The 15,035-nt window shown below is 65.7% G+C and carries 19 protein-coding genes and 1 pseudogene; 11 read left to right on the top strand and 9 right to left on the bottom strand.

Translation table 11 applies throughout. The features are described from left to right. Nucleotides 1-161 precede the first annotated feature (161 nt). The 4 genes from minC to P0R31_RS23985 all read left to right on the top strand — a co-directional run bounded on the left by minC (nt 162) and on the right by P0R31_RS23985 (nt 2,335). Entirely contained in the window at nt 162-860 is a 699-nt protein-coding gene (minC, locus tag P0R31_RS24000; RefSeq protein WP_275516677.1) for a septum site-determining protein MinC, read from the top strand. A gap of 19 nt (nt 861-879) precedes the next feature. After that, the gene (minD, locus tag P0R31_RS23995) at nt 880-1,695 is read left to right on the top strand and encodes a septum site-determining protein MinD (RefSeq protein ID WP_275516676.1); all 816 of its coding nucleotides are present in this window, start codon (nt 880-882) and stop codon (nt 1,693-1,695) included. Then, the gene (minE, locus tag P0R31_RS23990) at nt 1,692-1,973 is read left to right on the top strand and encodes a cell division topological specificity factor MinE (RefSeq protein ID WP_035703963.1); all 282 of its coding nucleotides are present in this window, start codon (nt 1,692-1,694) and stop codon (nt 1,971-1,973) included. The genes minD and minE overlap by 4 nt, the downstream gene beginning before the upstream one ends. A gap of 176 nt (nt 1,974-2,149) precedes the next feature. Next, nucleotides 2,150-2,335, top strand: coding sequence for a hypothetical protein (locus tag P0R31_RS23985; protein WP_025035956.1), 186 nt, complete (start codon nt 2,150-2,152; stop codon nt 2,333-2,335). Between the two features lie 21 nt (nt 2,336-2,356). On the opposite strand, the gene P0R31_RS23980 is transcribed toward P0R31_RS23985, so the two are convergent. Together P0R31_RS23980 and P0R31_RS23975 are read right to left on the bottom strand one after the other, a co-directional pair. Next, entirely contained in the window at nt 2,357-2,605 is a 249-nt protein-coding gene (locus P0R31_RS23980; protein WP_275516673.1) for a hypothetical protein, read from the bottom strand. 108 nt (nt 2,606-2,713) lie between these two features. Beyond that, nucleotides 2,714-3,106 carry a hypothetical protein gene (locus P0R31_RS23975; RefSeq protein ID WP_275516672.1) on the bottom strand — a complete coding sequence of 131 codons (393 nt, stop codon included), beginning with the start codon at nt 3,104-3,106 and terminating at the stop codon, nt 2,714-2,716. A 127-nt stretch (nt 3,107-3,233) separates the two neighbouring features. On the opposite strand from P0R31_RS23975, the gene P0R31_RS23970 reads away from it, so the two are divergent. Next, a complete protein-coding gene (locus P0R31_RS23970; RefSeq protein WP_275516671.1) occupies nt 3,234-4,016 on the top strand; it encodes an SDR family NAD(P)-dependent oxidoreductase in 783 nt (260 codons plus the stop codon). On the opposite strand, the gene P0R31_RS23965 is transcribed toward P0R31_RS23970, so the two are convergent. Then, the gene (locus tag P0R31_RS23965) at nt 4,013-4,243 is read right to left on the bottom strand and encodes a DUF6894 family protein (RefSeq protein ID WP_025035960.1); all 231 of its coding nucleotides are present in this window, start codon (nt 4,241-4,243) and stop codon (nt 4,013-4,015) included. The genes P0R31_RS23970 and P0R31_RS23965 overlap by 4 nt on opposite strands. A gap of 489 nt (nt 4,244-4,732) precedes the next feature. Beyond that, nucleotides 4,733-5,806, bottom strand: a complete 1,074-nt coding sequence (locus P0R31_RS23960; RefSeq protein ID WP_275516669.1) for a hypothetical protein — start codon at nt 5,804-5,806, stop codon at nt 4,733-4,735. A gap of 343 nt (nt 5,807-6,149) precedes the next feature. Here P0R31_RS23960 and P0R31_RS23955 point away from each other — a divergent pair, with 343 nt between their 5' ends. Next, entirely contained in the window at nt 6,150-6,746 is a 597-nt protein-coding gene (locus tag P0R31_RS23955; protein WP_275516668.1) for a L,D-transpeptidase, read from the top strand. A 42-nt stretch (nt 6,747-6,788) separates the two neighbouring features. Here the strand turns inward: P0R31_RS23955 and P0R31_RS23950 are convergent, their stop codons facing one another. Then, the gene (locus tag P0R31_RS23950; protein WP_275516667.1) at nt 6,789-7,220 is read right to left on the bottom strand and encodes a COG4315 family predicted lipoprotein; all 432 of its coding nucleotides are present in this window, start codon (nt 7,218-7,220) and stop codon (nt 6,789-6,791) included. A gap of 118 nt (nt 7,221-7,338) precedes the next feature. Then, nucleotides 7,339-7,803, bottom strand: a complete 465-nt coding sequence (locus P0R31_RS23945) for a MarR family winged helix-turn-helix transcriptional regulator (RefSeq protein WP_275516666.1) — start codon at nt 7,801-7,803, stop codon at nt 7,339-7,341. 101 nt (nt 7,804-7,904) lie between these two features. Here P0R31_RS23945 and P0R31_RS23940 point away from each other — a divergent pair, with 101 nt between their 5' ends. From P0R31_RS23940 to P0R31_RS23930, 3 genes are all read left to right on the top strand, one after another. Continuing rightward, nucleotides 7,905-9,827 carry an FAD-binding monooxygenase gene (locus P0R31_RS23940; protein ID WP_275516665.1) on the top strand — a complete coding sequence of 641 codons (1,923 nt, stop codon included), beginning with the start codon at nt 7,905-7,907 and terminating at the stop codon, nt 9,825-9,827. 224 nt (nt 9,828-10,051) lie between these two features. Beyond that, the gene (locus P0R31_RS23935) at nt 10,052-10,333 is read left to right on the top strand and encodes a hypothetical protein (RefSeq protein WP_343299335.1); all 282 of its coding nucleotides are present in this window, start codon (nt 10,052-10,054) and stop codon (nt 10,331-10,333) included. Between the two features lie 129 nt (nt 10,334-10,462). Beyond that, on the top strand, nt 10,463-10,669 hold the full coding sequence (locus tag P0R31_RS23930; protein WP_036000235.1) for a hypothetical protein: 207 nt from the start codon (nt 10,463-10,465) through the stop codon (nt 10,667-10,669). Between the two features lie 42 nt (nt 10,670-10,711). On the opposite strand, the gene P0R31_RS23925 is transcribed toward P0R31_RS23930, so the two are convergent. Together P0R31_RS23925 and P0R31_RS23920 are read right to left on the bottom strand one after the other, a co-directional pair. Next, nucleotides 10,712-11,056: a DMT family transporter gene (locus P0R31_RS23925; RefSeq protein ID WP_025035970.1), complete on the bottom strand. Its 345-nt coding sequence runs from the start codon at nt 11,054-11,056 to the stop codon at nt 10,712-10,714. A 169-nt stretch (nt 11,057-11,225) separates the two neighbouring features. After that, nucleotides 11,226-11,881, bottom strand: a pseudogene (locus P0R31_RS23920) (O-methyltransferase). A gap of 99 nt (nt 11,882-11,980) precedes the next feature. On the opposite strand from P0R31_RS23920, the gene P0R31_RS23915 reads away from it, so the two are divergent. Then, on the top strand, nt 11,981-12,613 hold the full coding sequence (locus P0R31_RS23915) for a TetR family transcriptional regulator (RefSeq protein WP_275516661.1): 633 nt from the start codon (nt 11,981-11,983) through the stop codon (nt 12,611-12,613). Nucleotides 12,614-12,668: 55 nt separating this feature from the next. Beyond that, nucleotides 12,669-13,487 (top strand): pyridoxal kinase, encoded by an 819-nt coding sequence (pdxY, locus tag P0R31_RS23910; RefSeq protein WP_275516660.1) that lies wholly within the window; start codon nt 12,669-12,671, stop codon nt 13,485-13,487. 4 nt (nt 13,488-13,491) lie between these two features. Here pdxY and P0R31_RS23905 read toward each other — a convergent pair whose 3' ends face one another. Beyond that, nucleotides 13,492-14,799, bottom strand: a complete 1,308-nt coding sequence (locus P0R31_RS23905; RefSeq protein ID WP_275516658.1) for a hypothetical protein — start codon at nt 14,797-14,799, stop codon at nt 13,492-13,494. Nucleotides 14,800-15,035 lie beyond the last annotated feature (236 nt).

Genomic DNA, 15,035 nt, shown 5'->3' with positions numbered 1-15,035 from the left:
CTGGTCCCGGCTCGGCGCAGCAACGCTTATGCGCTGCTGCTTGTCCGGGACACGCCGGGGCGAGGGGCCCATCTTACGTAACCCCACGGAGACATTAACCAGCCATTAACCATATCGGCCGCATCGTTAACCATTCAATAACAGGGAACGAGTCGGCCACCATGGAGGCTGCAGCAAAGGTCCAACGTCAGATGGTGCGCCTGCGCGGGCGCTCCTATGTGGCTTTCGTGTTCACGCCGACGGTTCCGGTCCAGGACTGGCTGCACGAGATCGACGCCACGATTGCGCGCTCGCCCGGCTTTTTCGCCGGCCGGCCGGTGGTAATCGACCTGTCCTCGGTCGATCTCAGCCAGGCCGGCATCGGCCATCTGCTCACCAGCCTGCAGGACCGCAACATCCGCGTGCTCGGCATCGAGGGTGTGGAGGAGGGAAGGCTGACGCCGATGATGCCGCCGCTGCTGTCGGGCGGACGCAGCTGCGTGGTCGAGCCGAGCGCGCCGAAGAAGGCCGAGGTGAAGGTCGAGACCAAGCCGACGTCGCTGCTGCTCGAAACCCCCGTGCGCTCGGGCCAGACCGTGATCTTCCCGGAAGGCGACGTCACCATTCTCGGCTCGGTCGGCTCCGGCGCCGAGGTCGTCGCCGGCGGCTCCATCCACGTCTACGGCGCGCTGCGCGGCCGCGCCATGGCGGGCGTCAACGGTCACACCAGCGCGCGCATCTATTGCCAGAAGATCGAGGCCGAACTGCTTGCAATCGACGGATTTTATCAGACCGCCGAGGACATCGACGAAGCTTTGCGCGGCCGGCCGGCCCAGGCCTTCCTGCAAGGCAACACCATGCGAATTACAGCGCTGAACTGACCAGAAGGAGATAATCGAGATGGCCAAGGTACTGGTCGTGACATCAGGCAAGGGCGGGGTCGGCAAGACCACGACCACGGCCGCGCTGGGAGCGGCGCTCGCACAGCGCGGCGACAAGGTCGTCGTCGTCGATTTCGACGTCGGCCTGCGCAACCTCGACCTCGTGATGGGCGCCGAGCGCCGCGTCGTGTTCGATCTCATCAACGTGGTGCAGGGCGTCGCCAAACTCCCGCAGGCGCTGATCAAGGACAAGCGGCTGGAGAATTTGTGGCTGCTGCCGGCGTCCCAAACCCGCGACAAGGACGCGCTGACCGAAGAGGGCGTCGGCAAGGTCATCGCCGATTTGCGCAGCCGGTTCGACTGGGTGATCTGCGACAGCCCGGCCGGCATCGAGCGCGGCGCCTCCATGGCGATGCGCTTTGCCGACGAGGCCGTGATTGTCACCAATCCGGAAGTCTCCTCGGTGCGCGATTCCGACCGCATCATCGGCATGCTCGATTCCAAGACGGTGCGGGCCGAGAAGGGCGAGCGCGTCGAGAAGCACATTCTCATCACCCGCTACGATGCCTCCCGCGCCGCGCGCGGCGAGATGCTGACCATCGATGACATCCTGGAGATCCTTGCCACGCCCTTGCTCGGCATCATCCCCGAGAGCCAGGACGTGTTGAAGGCCTCCAACGTCGGAACGCCTGTGACTCTGTCGAATGCCGATGGAGCGCCGGCACGAGCCTATATGGACGCGGCCAAGCGCCTCTGCGGCGAGAACGTGACGATGCACGTTCCTGCCGAGCGCAGAGGATTTATGGACCGCCTGCTGCGACGGAGGGCTGCATGAGCATGGGTCTGCTTCGACTTCTCCGCGGCAAGAAGGCCTCGGCACCCGTCGCTCGCGAACGGCTGCAGATCCTGCTTGCCCATGAACGTGGAATGCGCGGCCAGCCCGATCTGCTCGGCGTGCTGCGTGAGGAAATTCTCGCGGTCGTGTCCAAGCATGTGACGCTGGACCCGACCAAGGTCATCGTCCGGCTCGAACGCGGCGACGAGGTCTCGACCCTCGAGGTCGACATCGAGGTGCCCAACGATTTCGAGCGCAAGAAGGTGGCGGTCGCGTAGGGGACGCGGCCCGCAGACTCCCGATTTGGGGTGGGTGAGAAGGCGGTCCGCCGGGCATGGCGGGCCGCCTTTGTCTTGCCGCTCAGATCGTTTGGACGGAACGCGCCCCGCGCCTCGACCGTTGTGAACCACCCGCGGCAGCGTTGCACCGCGGCTGATCAGACGGGAGAGCGCCCATGATGTCCGAGGTCCAGGTCCATACACTTGCCCGGCAGATGCTCGAACAGCACGGCTTTGCTGCGATCGCGAAGGCCGCTGAGCAGGCCCAGGCCTGCGAGGGCCGCGGCGAGGCCGATGAGGCCAGGGAATGGCGCCACATCGTGGACGCCATGAAGATCATGCGCGGCCCGCATCAAGGCTGACATCGGAAGGCGCGAGCGTCCTCAACGCTCGCCGCGATCGGCGCCTTGCGACGACGTGCGATTCTGTGTCTGCGGCTGCGCGCGCTCGCCCGATTCCCTGCAGGGCAGCGGTTCCCACGAGCCGTCCGGCGCCTGCTGATAGGCACTGCAGGACGGCGAGGTGGACTTTTCCCCGCCCTTCTGGGCGTCGGAATTTCTCGCCAGTGCGGGCGCAGTCAGCACCGCGGCGGCTGCAATCGCGCCGGCGAAAACGAAATGGAAACTCCGCATGAGGACCTCCTGTTCGAATTCGGAAAGAGGCCGCATGCTGTGAAAAATTATGACGATTTTTGGCCGCGGCAGAGGTTCCGTCGCGGCGTGCTTAACGGGAGCGGCGCGTTAGCCGCCCTTGCTGCGGATCAGGCCGGCGAGATTGGTCTTCTGGGCTTCGCACCAGCCGGACATGCCGAGCCGGCGCTGGTCCATGTCGGTCGCCTTGGTCGCGATCGCGACCTCCGCCATCAGATCATCGTCCTGCTTCTCGCCCATCTTGCCGCCGGTATGCATCCAGGCGATCGCCTTGCGCACCTTCTCGGTGGTGCCGTCGGGCAGGTGCATCTGCTGCGCTCTCTGCACGAGGTCCTGATAGGCGAGATCGGTGTTGGGGCACTCGACCTTGGCGGCGAAGGCTTGCAAGACCATCGTCACATAGGTCGATCGCGGCGGCGCCTCGCCCGCGAGGGCCGGCGCGGCCAACAGCAACAGGCCCGTCATCAGAAAACCGGTGCGCATCCCTGGGACCTCCTCCATTTTATCGAGAGGCTAGCGTCCGGCGCGCCGCTCGGCAATGGGACCGGGACACAATTGTCGCCGCTCGGCCCTGTGGGCTAACCTGCGCTCCCCAACATCGGAGCGCGACATGAGCCTGTTCAGCACGCCGTTCGATCCCACCCGCGACACCGCGCTCGTCACCGGCGCGGGCAACGGCATCGGCCGCGCGATCGCGCTCGGCCTGGTCGGCGAGGGCATCCGCACCGTGTTCGCGGATGTCAGCGCCGAGCGGGTGCGTGCCGCGATCGGCGCGAGCGAGAGGCCAGGTCTCGCCGTGCCCTGGGTCGGCAATCTCGCCAGCCTCGAGGCCTGCGATGAGCTGCTGTCATCAGCACATTCGGCGCTGGGCGAGGTCACGCATTTCGTCCACAGCGCCTCGCCGCCGCGGCGCGAGGCGGATCACTTGCTCGCTGTCGATCGCAACACCTGGCAGGAGATGCATGCCGTCAATCTCGATGCCGGCTTTCACCTGGCGCGCGGGCTCGCCAAACGGCTGATCGCGGCGAAGCGGCCGGGCTCGTTCCTATTCTTGACCTCGCTCCATGCGGGCACGCCGCGCAACCTCGCGCATTACTCGACGGCCAAGGCCGCCATGGCGATGCTGGTGAAGGAGCTCGCAAAGACGCTCGGGCGTTACGACATCCGCGTCAACGCTCTAGTTCCCGGCGCGGTCGCAGCCGGCGGGTTCGTCGCCGATCCCGCGCTGGCGCGGCACATTCCGCTTGGGCGTCTCGGCGAGGCCAAGGACCTCGCACCGATGGCGCTCACGGTGCTGTCGAACAAGCTGTCCGCTTACGTCACCGGCGCAGCCTTCGTCGTCGACGGCGGATTGTCGCTGACGAACTGGTTCGAGGCACCGGTGCTGGATTAGCGCTGCCAGGCCGGCACTGGATCGAGCGGCGTGCGATAGAGCTCGTTGTGATCGCGATCGGTGACGCGCACCGCGCAACCCTTCTGCTGCAGCTCCGGCTTCACCTGCGACAGCTCGCAAGCCAATTGATCGGCGCGATCGGAGGCAACCTCGATGTCCTCGAGGATGATCCCACCCTGGTTCTTGAACTCTTCACCAACCACGAGATCGAAATAATAGTAGGGCATCCGAATTCCCCGGTGTGACGATCTGAGCTTCAGTGCAAGTCTCAACACATGTCGGATGGTATCACTGAGTCGACATCTATCGAATGAACAGAGCGCGCAATCTCTGGGCTTATGGCGCAGAAATGATGTGCAACGTGCGGGCTCGTTAAGAGTTTATTAAATATGCCCGCGTGATCATTAGGCATGGAATTGCAGCAGAACCGGGCTCCGGGAACCGGCAGCTGCAAGAGAAGGCCGCCGGCATAGATCCCGACGGCCTTTTCTCTTGAGCGAGACGTCGCTCACCGTAATCGCCCGGAGTTAACGATTCACATCGACTCGGACAGCGTGCGTGAGCGCGTGACAGCAAGGCTGCATCGTTGCTCTAAAGCGCGATGCGATCAGGATGAATCGTCATCGCGCTGCAGGTTGATGTTGTTTGAGCATGATCTTTTCGGAAGACCGCTGCGCACTTTGCGCTGACGCGGCCCCTCGGGTTCGGATCGTGCTCTAGCGCAGCGGCATCGGCGGACGCACGATAGGTCCGTCGTCATCGGCAACGGCCTGCGTCGTCGTGGTCGGCGCAGCCGGCGGCGTGGCGGCGGCGGCCTGCGATAGCGGCGGCGGAGGCGCGAGCGGCGCGGGCGAAGAGGCCGGCATGTAGGTCCGCGTTACAGGCGGCTTGGGCTTGCGAACCGGCGGCGCCGCAGGCTGCGGCGGGAGGGCGGCTGCGCGTGCGCGCGGATCGACCGGCGGCCTCGCCTCGGTGACCGGCTTCGCTGCGGGAGGCCTCGCCATCTCGCGCGCCATCTGCTCCTGTCCGGCCTTCAACTCGGCGATGTTGGCCTTGAGCTGCTCGATCTGCTGCGCCATGGCGGCGAGATCGCGTGTCATCGATTGCACCGACTGCGCCGCGTCGATCGACTGTGGTGCCGCGGGCGCAGCCGCAGCAAGCTGAGCTGCGGGCGGCGCAGCAGCTTGATCTGCCGTTTGGTTGGACGCGGCTTCCGCTGTGGTCGGCCCAGCCTGGGCGGCGGCGACCGGCGCGCTTTGCTGCGGTGTCGCAGACAGCAACGAGGTCGTCGGCAGCAGCGAGGTCAGCGCCGGCGTCCATTCGGCCAGCAACTGCTTTGCTGTGTCGCCGTGCTTCTCCCAGGCGATGCTGGCGGCCACGCTGGCGCCGGCAAGCAGGAACGTGACGAACGCCCCGCGCAGCCACTTGCCGACCGAGGACCGCTTCTTCATCACGGGACCATCGCTGGACGTGACGCGGACAGCGGTGTCGATTGACGGTGCGGCGGCAGACTTTCCGTAGACGACGCTGATGGTGGGCTCGGGCGCGCGCGCCGGCTCCAGACTGAACTTCGGCGTGACCTTGGGCTGCGGGGCAAACTTGGGTTCCGGGGCAATCCTGGGCTCCGGACGCGGCGCGATCTCCGGCGCCAGCGCAGGCGACACGCTGGCGGGGCGCGAGGCCCGCACGATCTCAGGCGAGATCTGGACCGCGTCGTGAGGATCGTTGTCCTTGACCGTGTCCTTGACGATCTCATCGACGATTTGCTTGGCGTTCAGCGTCGCGAGCATCGCAGCTCCTTTGAAGCCCAGTGTTCGAGGTTAAGGCATCCGCATTGGCGCGGGGCTGATCCGAGGTGAGCCCATCCCCGGTCCCCATGCCGCACGAGTCCAGCCGGGTTTGGCCAAAGCAAGGCGAGGGGATGGAGATGATGCGACACTCTTCCGCCCTTTGTGGTGATGGAACCCGATTTGCCGAACACGCGCATGTGTTCCTGCACCGCCTTGTTTTCAGCACGATTTTGGCAATATCTGGCGACGGCGGGGGCGTTGTTATTCCGCTATCGGGGGGCCGGCGGTGCCAAGATCTCTACTCGTTTTGTTCGTCGCAGCCCTGTTGCCGCTCGGCGGCTGCATGCAGACGACACTTTCGCCATCGACGGATGCGAGCATGACGCCGCGCGACCGTCAGTTGCTCGCGCACGCGCCTTACGCCAAGGCGAACGTACCCGAGCAATATCTGCGTCACATCGTCGATTACCACCGCAAGGAGCAGCCGGGCACGATCCTGGTCGATACCGACGCGCGCTACCTCTATTACGTGCTGCCCGAGGGCAAGGCGATCCGCTACGGCGTTGCGGTCGGCGAGGAAGCCATGGCGTTCTCCGGCGTCGCGCGGGTCGGCCGATTGGCGGAATGGCCGGACTGGGTCCCCACCGCGGATATCCAGGCGCGGCTCGGTCCCTATCCCGCGCGCGTTCCAGGCGGGCCCGCCAATCCGCTGGGCGCGCGGGGCATCTATCTCTATGTCGGCAACAAGGACACGCTCTACCGCATCCACGGCACTAACCAGCCCGAATATATCGGGCAGGCGATCTCGTCCGGCTGCATCCGGATGCGCAACGAGGACGTCATCGATCTCTACGACCGGGTGAAGCTCAATTCGATGGTCGTGGTGCTGCCGCCGGGGCAGAGCGCGCAGGCCGAGGCGGGTGGACGCTGGCGCGGCTGAGGTCCGCGCCGGTCAGTTCGAGTCTTGGTGCGTTGTCACGCTCTAGTTCTCAGGCCGGGCGACCCGCCATTGCAGCGTCGTGGCGTTGCCGTTGGCGTCGCCGGGCGCCTTGTCGGCGGGCGAGGTGTAGAGCGGACGATAACGATAGGCCCACATCTTGCTGCCGTCGTTGCGGCTGATCACGGTGAAGTCGCCGACGGCCCTGGAGTCGGCCGTTGCGGCGAGCGGCACCCAGCTCTCGATGCACTTGCCGTTGCAGTTCGACGTCTTTCCCGTGGTGTCGCGCTCGTAATAGTAGAGCGTCATGCCGTTGAGATCGACGAGCTTGGGCCCCTGTTTGGTCAGGATCACCTTCGCGGGAGCCGTTGGCGCCTCGACCTTCGGCGGAGGAGGATCGCCGCCGCCATGGCCCCCTGCGACCGCCTGAACGGTCGAGAGCGCGACGGCCGCGGCCACAACGAGGAACCTGAACATCCGAAACTCCGCCCCGCAAAGTTAATCGCGCGTTAAGCGCCCCAATGCGGCCGACGTTAGCAGCCGAAGGTTAGTTCCTGGTTTCGTGCGCTGCGACAATTACGAACATGGTCCGAGATCAGAGCTGCGCATCGCGCAGCGGCGCGCGGCTGAGCTCGTTGCCGGCGGCGATGGCCTTGCGCAGCAGCCGCATCAGCTCCTCACCCTCTTTCGCGCTGAGGCCGCGCAGCATGATGCGCTGCGCGGATTCGACGGCCGGGGTGATCTTGCGCAGCGTGCGGCGGCCCTCGTCGGTGATCTCGAGCTCACGCGCGCGGCGGTCGCGGCTGGAGGGGCGCCGCTCCGCGAGGCCCTTCTGGACGAGGCGATCGATCACGCCGGTGATGGTGGTGCGATCGTAGGCGATCAATCCGGCGAGCGTCACCTGATCGAGCCCCGGATTGGCCTTTATGGTCGCAAGCGCGGCGTATTGCACCGGCGTGAGATCGAAGCCGGCGTCCTCGACCTCGGCCAGGAACACCGCGACCGAGATCTGGTGGAAGCGGCGCGCCAGATGTCCGGGCATGTCGTTGTTGTCTTTCACCGAAATCTCCTCCGGGGCAGAGCGGTGCGGATCATTGACAAGTATACTGATAATCAGCATACTGAGCAATAACCAAGCAGAATTTGGCGGGAGAGGTGCTCATGCAGTTCCATCTCAATGGATTTCAGCCGGGCGACCCTGAAATCGCCGATCCCGCCGCGCGCGTTCAGGCATCGGGAGCGGCGGGCGCCGTGCCTGGCAAGGTCGATGTCCTCATCGTCGGCTGCGGGCCGGCCGGCCTGACGCTCGCCGCCCAGCTCGCGCAATTCCCCGACATCAGGACGTGCATCGTCGAGCAGAAGCCGGACCGCCTGCTGGTCGGTCAGGCCGACGGCATCGCCTGCCGCACCATGGAGATGTTCCACGCCTATGGCTTCAGCGAGCGTGTGCTGAAGGAGGCCTGTTGGGTCAACGAGACCACGTTCTGGAAGCCGGATGAAGCGGCGCCCGAGAAGATCGTCCGCAGCGGCCGGGTGCAGGACGTCGAGGACGGGCTGTCGGAATTCCCGCACCTCATCCTGAACCAGGCGCGCGTCCATGATTGCTTTCTCGACGTCATGCGCAAGTCGCCGGCGAAGCTCGCGCCGTATTACAGCCGGCGCGTGCTCGATGTGAATGTCGATCCGGCCGCCGGTGCCGACGATCATGCCGTGACCGTGCGCCTCGAACGCGTCGATGCCGCGAACGAGGGCAAGGTCGAGACGATCAAGGCCCGCTATGTCGTCGGTTGCGACGGCGCCCGCAGCACGGTGCGCAAATCGATCGGGCGCGAGCTGCACGGTGATTCCGCCAACCACGCCTGGGGCGTGATGGACGTGCTGGCCGTGACCGATTTTCCGGACATCCGCTTCAAGTCGCTGATCCAGTCGGCCAAGGACGGCAGCCTGCTGATCATCCCGCGCGAAGGCGGCTACATGGTCCGCATCTATGTCGAGCTCGCCAAGCTCGATGTCGGCGAACGCGTCGCCAATCGCAACATCACCGCCGCCGACGTGATTGCGAAAGCGCAGCGGGTCCTGAAGCCGCATCGGCTCGAGGTGAAGGAGATCGCCTGGTGGTCGGTCTACGAAATCGGCCAGCGCCTCACCGACAAGTTCGACGACGTGCCGGAGGGCGAGGTCGAGACGCGCCAGCCGCGCATCTTCATCGCCGGCGATGCCTGCCACACCCACAGCCCGAAGGCCGGGCAGGGCATGAACGTTTCGATGCAGGATGCCTTCAATCTCGGCTGGAAGCTCGCTGCCGTGCTGAGGAGGCAATGTGCGCCAAGCCTGTTGCATTCCTATTCGGCCGAGCGCCATGCAGTCGCGAAGGAGCTGATCGATTTCGATCGCGAATGGGCGAGTATCCTCGCCACCGCCGCCAAGGCCGGCGGCGCCGATGCCGCCAAAACGCAGGACTATTTCGTCCGGCACGGACGTTTTACCGCGGGCACGGCAACGCATTACAGGCCGTCGATGCTCACCGGCGCGGCCACGCATCAGCACCTCGCGCAGGGCCTCATTATCGGCACGCGCTTCCATTCCGCACCGGTGATCCGGCTGGCGGATGCCAAGCCGGTGCATCTCGGCCATGCCGCACGGGCCGATGGCCGCTTCCGCATCTACGCGTTCTCGCCCGCTGAGAACCCCGCAGCGTCGGGCTCGGCCATTCGTGCCTTGTGCAATTTCCTCGCGGAGTCCCGGAAGTCGCCTATCCGTCGATATACGCCTGTTGGAGCTGACATCGACAGCGTGATCGATCTGCGCGCGGTGTTTCAGCAGGACCATCGCGAGCTCGCCATCGAGGCAATGCCGCCGATGTTGCTCCCGAGCAAAGGCCGTTACGGCTTGTACGACTACGAGAAGATGTTCTGCCCGGATCTCAAGAGCGGCCACGACGTCTTCACGATGCGCGGCATCGATCGGACAGCCGGCTGCATGGTCGTGGTGCGGCCCGACCAGTATGTCGCGACCGTTCTGCCGCTCGACGATTTTGCCGGGCTGGCCTCGTTCTTCGACGCCTTCATGCTGCCGGTGAGCTGACGCCGAAAGCGCGCGCGCGCCGTTCCGCCCGCGTTTCCGCAGCCGAGCTCTGGCTAGCCGCAACGAAAGCCCGGCCTTGGTGCCGGGCTTTCCGCTCCCGCGCGATCGGGTTCCGTGCGCGTACAATTTAAGAAAGTTCTTCGCGGGCAGATTTCATCGATCGTAATATGTCTATCCAAAGCTGTAAGCATCCACTCGGGGCAGCGGGGCACCGGAGGATGACGATGAGACAGAACCAAGCGGAGACGCGCCGTCAGCAAAATGTCGCGAAGCGGTCGATGACCAAGGAGGCCAAGCAGCTGGCCGGCCTGATTGCCGGACTGCGCGAATCCCTCGAGGAGATCCACAAGGAGCGGGCGGGCACCAAGCTGTCGGGCGCAGAAATGGGAATACTCGATGAGCGTCGCAACAATCTGCTGCTCACCATCGCAGCCCTCAATGACCGCCTTTCGGCGGTGCAGGGCCTGATCAATCTCGGCCGCCCGCATATTATCCGCGTGCACTAGCGCCGATCCGAGGCAACGAGATCGGCTCTGTTGCGACGGCACGGGGCCAGCCACAGGCCTCGTGGATGGCACCAAATTGCCACGCTCCCGGCGAATTGCCGCCAAAGCCCGCTGCCACGAAAAGGCCGGGTGCAGGGCGACGCAAGGGGATGCGAATTGGCCTACAAGATGGTCGCAGAACGCGACAACGAAAAGTACAGTTTCGCCCGCGAGAGCCGGTTGCTCATCGTGGCGAAGGCGAAAGTGTGGGCGAGCGAGGGGTGGCGGGTGGTCGTCACCGACCAGGATGGCAAGGCCTACGCGCCGTCCGAGCTCGATCAGCTGTCCGCAGCGTGATGGTGGGGCGCGACCTCTTGCTCAGAGTCGGCACCGCGCGCATCAACGCACGGTGGTCTCCGAGAACAGGTTGATGATCACCACCCCTGATACGATCAGCGCGATGCCGACGAAGGCTGCGGCGTCCAGGATCTGGCGGAACAGCACGAATGAGACGGTGGCGGTCAGGATGATGCCGACCCCGCCCCAGATCGCATAGGCGATGCTCAACGGGATCACCCGGATCGCCACCGAGAGCGCGTAGAACGAGGCGACGTAGAACAGCACCATCGCCAGCGTCGGCCAGGGACGGGTGAACTGCGCGGACTGCTGCAGGAACGCCGACGCGGTGACCTCGAACACGATGGCGAGGGCGAGAGCCGTATAGGCGTTGAAGGCGGAGGTCATGGGCCTCTCGGCATGATGAAGATACCGCGCGGTTGTCGCGAATATCACGTGCGAATGACGAACCTGCGACATTGCCGACGGGACCCGGTGACTTCGGCTCGAGCCAACGCGAAGCCGCCGCGCGACGCTCGTACGGCGGCTCGAGATGCCTCGATGCTTTGATGCGGCCCTAACTGATCCGCACCGAGAGCTCGACGTCTTTCGGCAAAGGCCGTGGACATGTAGCTGCTGCCGGGCGCGCGCACCCGCGCCAGATAGTCAGGGCTGTCGTCGGCGTTGTCGGCGACGATGATCGCCCCCGGCCGGAGCCGGCCTTCGACCAGATCCAGGATCTCGGGGTAGAGTGCTTTGGCACCGTCAAGCAGTACGAGATCGATCGTATCGGGCAGATCGGTGCTGAGCGTCGCCTTCGCGAATGTCGACGAGATCGATCAAGCCGCCGGCCGAGAGGTTGTCTCGCGCGCGCGCCGCCTTGGACGGCTCGAACTCGCTGGTGATGAGGCGCCCGCCGCCGTTGTCGCGCAGGCCCGCGGCGAGGTGCAGTGTCGAGATACCGAACGAGGCGCCGAACTCGACAATGGACCGGGCGCGGGAGCTGCGCGCCAGCATGTAGAGCAGCGCTCCGGTCTCGCGGGAGACCGGAAGCGGTGCGTCCTTCAGGCGTCCATAGAGATCGCGGTACTCGGTCTTGCTCCGCATCATCCGCTCCCGCTCTGCGTCGGACAGATCTGCGACTGCGGCTTCCGTTGCCTCGCTTGCTGCCTCGGCTTCGCCGAACAGGCGGTCCAGTAGCGGCGCAAGCGACGTGATGGTCGGGGTGGTCATTCGAAGGTCTCCAGAGTTGGCGAAAGAAGCGCGTCCTTGCGCGCCGATTGAAATACGACTAATTCGTCGCATTTCCTATTCGCATTGCCGAAGCGAGCCATGGCCGACCGTCGAAGCCGTTCAATTTCCTCACGAAAACAGCCGCAACAAGCCCGCTCGACGGAGCTGGTGGCGGCCATTCTGGATGCTGCTGTTCAGGTTCTGGCGAAGGAGGGCGCGCAGCGTTTCACCACGGCGCGGGTGGCTGAGCGGGCCGGGGTGAGCGTCGGGTCGCTCTATCAATATTTTCCAAACAAGGCCGCGATCCTGTTTCGTCTCCAGAGCGACGAGTGGCGGCATACGAGCGAGCTGCTGCGCGGTATCCTCGCCGATCGCGCCAAGCCGCCACCGGCGCGATTGCGTGCGCTGGTCCATGCCTTCATCCGCTCCGAGTGCGAGGAGGCTGCGATGCGAACGGCTCTCAACGACGCCGCGCCGCTCTATCGTGACGCGCCCGAAGCGCGCGAGGCCCGGGCTGCCAGCAAGGGCATTGTCGATGCCTTCATGCGAGAGGCGCTGCCCAAAGCTTCCAACGCGACGCGCGGCCTCGCTGGCGAACTGATCACGACAACGCTCAGCGAGGTGGGCAAGCGATTTTCGGAAACGCCGCGCAGCGAAGCCGAGATTGCGCGCCATGCCGACGGGCTGGCCGACATGTTCTGCGCCTATCTGGGGGAATTGACCCGACGCTGAAGCGAGATCCGGCTACACTTGCATCGCCCCACGTTTGTCCGTACGGACCTCTTTCATGCTCGTCATCTCCATCCAGAGCCAGGTGGTCCACGGCCATGTCGGCAACAGCGCGGCCGCCTATGCCATGCAGGCGGAGGGCGTGAACGTCGCTGCGGTGCCGACGACGCTGCTGTCCAACCATCCGCGCTATCCGAGCCTGCGCGGGCGGGTGCTGGAGACCGAGCTCGTCGCCGATCTCCTCAAGGGCGTGGAGGAGCGCGGCCTGGTCGACGAGGCCGCGGTGCTCGTCACCGGCTATCTAGGCTCGCCCGGCAATGCCGCCGTGATCGCCGATTTCGTCGAGCGTGCGCGCACGCGCAATGGGAAGCTCGTCTATCTTTGCGATCCCGTGATCGGTGACGACGGCCGCGTCTATGTCGCGGACGGCATCCTGGACGTGCTCCGCCACCGGTTGCTGCCGGCGGCGAACCTGACGACGCCGAACCAGTTCGAGCTCGAGCTGCTCTCTGGGGCCGCAATTGCCGACGCCGAGAGCCTCAGCGCGGCCTGCGCGGTGCTGGCAGGGGCAGGCCGCACCGCCGTCGTCGCCACCGGCTGCACCCTCGCTGACACGGCGGCGGGGCAGGTGGAGACGATCCTGTGCACTGAAGGGCGATTGTCGCGCTTTGCGACGCCGCGCCTGCCGATCCGCCCCTACGGCACCGGCGACCTCCTCAGCGGGCTGATCGCGGCGCATCTGGCCAAGGGCGAAGCAATGGAGTTGGCGGTACGGCGCGCGGTCGACACGGTCTTTGCCGTGCTGGTGCGCACGCAGGACGCCGGCTCGGCCGAGATGCGGCTGGTGCCGCTGCCGATGGCGGAGCGCAAGCCGTAAACCGTCAGGTCGCGCGCTTGCCGGCCGATTGCGCCGATTTCTGCGGCTTGGCCGCCGGGCCCTTCTGCTCGCGCGCGACGTCAGCCTTCGGCGGCTTGGCGCTCGCGAGGCCCTGCGTCTTCTTCGGCTTGGCGCCGGCAACGTCCTTGCGATCGGAGGTGCCGCGCTTCGAGATATATTCCTGGCCGTCGATCGGGCCGACATGCGGCGGATCGCGGCCGAGATAGGGCCGGCCGATGCCGTACGCCTTGCCGTTGGCATCGACCCACTTCCACAGGATCTCAGTCGAGACCCAGCGCTGCGCCCGACTGTTGCCTTGCGTGCTCACGATGTCGGCCGCCATGCCGTGACCGTAGCCGCCGCGCGTGCTGCCGCCGTGATAGGAGCGGTTGGAGGCGGCCTTCAGGCCGCTCGCGATCGACTGCCGATAGTCGTCGCGGAACGCGCTGGTGATGCCCGGCGACAGGCCGGCGGCTTCGGCCGCGAGCATCATGCGGAACAGCTTCTGCTTGAAGCTCTTGTCCATGCCGCCGATGACGTAGTCCATCATCGACATGCCGGCGCGCTCGGCCGCATGCGGATCCTTCCAGGTGAAGTCCTGATCGACCAGCTTGGTGAAGCTGCGCATCACGGTGACGGTCTTGCCCTTGCGCTTGATCGTGACGGCGCGCCGCTCCTGCACCTTCATCGTGTCTTCCTTGGCGGTGCGCTGATAGAGCGCCCAGAGGTAGCGGTCGATGCAGGTTTCCATGACGAAGCATTCGTCGAGCACGGCGATGTTGTCGGCAGGCGGGGACGCCTTGCCCGCAGGCGCGACGGGGCCGCTCGCGATCGCCGCGGCGGACAAGGCGTCCGTCGTCACGATCTCGGTGGGATCGGCGGATGCGAGCTTGACGGGCTCGGGCAGAGGGGCGGGGGCAACCTCGCTGACGACGGGCTCCGGTTCAGGCAAGATCGGCGGCGCGGGCACGGCTTCCGCCGGCAGGATCAGCGCCGGGTCGGCCGAGGCAAGCTTGATGGTGGAGGCGGGCTCTTCCGGCGTTGCCTCTGCCGGCGCGGCAGGGTCGGGCAGCGCAGTGACGGTGGCCGCGATGTCGGCGGCCAAGGCGACGGGGTCCTCAAGGGTCGCAGCGCGCGGCACGTCGGCGAGGTCGATGCGGCTGAGATCCTTGGCCCGCATGATCGCGGCCGCATTGGCGGCGCTGTTTTCGATGAGCGCAGGCGCATAGGCGGAGAGAGACAATGCCAGCCAGCCGGCGAGAACGGCCGAGGGACACGACACCGCCACCAGAAGAGACCGCCGATCGTTCATGATCCCTGCCTCCAAACGGTCTGCTCGAACGATCCTGCCCGAACAGTGATGATGCAAACAGTCTGACGAAACAGTCTTGCACGGAAAGGCACGCAGCACGTCGATTGTTCGGGCCACGGTGTGGCGGCGCAATGGCGCAAATCGGGGAGTGCGGGCTTTTCGGGGCGACTGTGGCCGAGGTGCAACGCCCGGTTCCATTCACCATTGCCGCAACTTTGTTGCTGCTGGTGCGTTGG

It is taken from the genome of Bradyrhizobium yuanmingense, assembly GCF_029167105.1.
Lineage (GTDB): Bacteria > Pseudomonadota > Alphaproteobacteria > Rhizobiales > Xanthobacteraceae > Bradyrhizobium > Bradyrhizobium yuanmingense_A.
The sequence above is the reverse complement of the archived record's forward strand: the minus strand, read 5'-3'. Positions and strand labels throughout refer to the sequence as shown.

Coding starts and splice junctions, on each gene's coding strand:
- P0R31_RS23975 (WP_275516672.1), bottom strand. CDS start 3,106: ATGCGCACCGGTTTTCTGATGACGGGCCTGTTGCTGTTGGCCGCGCCG.
- minC (WP_275516677.1), top strand. CDS start 162: ATGGAGGCTGCAGCAAAGGTCCAACGTCAGATGGTGCGCCTGCGCGGG.
- P0R31_RS23985 (WP_025035956.1), top strand. CDS start 2,150: ATGATGTCCGAGGTCCAGGTCCATACACTTGCCCGGCAGATGCTCGAA.
- P0R31_RS23960 (WP_275516669.1), bottom strand. CDS start 5,806: ATGCTCGCGACGCTGAACGCCAAGCAAATCGTCGATGAGATCGTCAAG.
- P0R31_RS23915 (WP_275516661.1), top strand. CDS start 11,981: ATGGCCGACCGTCGAAGCCGTTCAATTTCCTCACGAAAACAGCCGCAA.
- P0R31_RS23905 (WP_275516658.1), bottom strand. CDS start 14,799: ATGAACGATCGGCGGTCTCTTCTGGTGGCGGTGTCGTGTCCCTCGGCC.
- P0R31_RS23955 (WP_275516668.1), top strand. CDS start 6,150: ATGCAGACGACACTTTCGCCATCGACGGATGCGAGCATGACGCCGCGC.
- P0R31_RS23935 (WP_343299335.1), top strand. CDS start 10,052: ATGAGACAGAACCAAGCGGAGACGCGCCGTCAGCAAAATGTCGCGAAG.
- minD (WP_275516676.1), top strand. CDS start 880: ATGGCCAAGGTACTGGTCGTGACATCAGGCAAGGGCGGGGTCGGCAAG.
- P0R31_RS23925 (WP_025035970.1), bottom strand. CDS start 11,056: ATGACCTCCGCCTTCAACGCCTATACGGCTCTCGCCCTCGCCATCGTG.
- P0R31_RS23965 (WP_025035960.1), bottom strand. CDS start 4,243: ATGCCCTACTATTATTTCGATCTCGTGGTTGGTGAAGAGTTCAAGAAC.
- P0R31_RS23950 (WP_275516667.1), bottom strand. CDS start 7,220: ATGTTCAGGTTCCTCGTTGTGGCCGCGGCCGTCGCGCTCTCGACCGTT.
- minE (WP_035703963.1), top strand. CDS start 1,692: ATGAGCATGGGTCTGCTTCGACTTCTCCGCGGCAAGAAGGCCTCGGCA.
- pdxY (WP_275516660.1), top strand. CDS start 12,669: ATGCTCGTCATCTCCATCCAGAGCCAGGTGGTCCACGGCCATGTCGGC.
- P0R31_RS23970 (WP_275516671.1), top strand. CDS start 3,234: ATGAGCCTGTTCAGCACGCCGTTCGATCCCACCCGCGACACCGCGCTC.
- P0R31_RS23980 (WP_275516673.1), bottom strand. CDS start 2,605: ATGCGGAGTTTCCATTTCGTTTTCGCCGGCGCGATTGCAGCCGCCGCG.
- P0R31_RS23940 (WP_275516665.1), top strand. CDS start 7,905: ATGCAGTTCCATCTCAATGGATTTCAGCCGGGCGACCCTGAAATCGCC.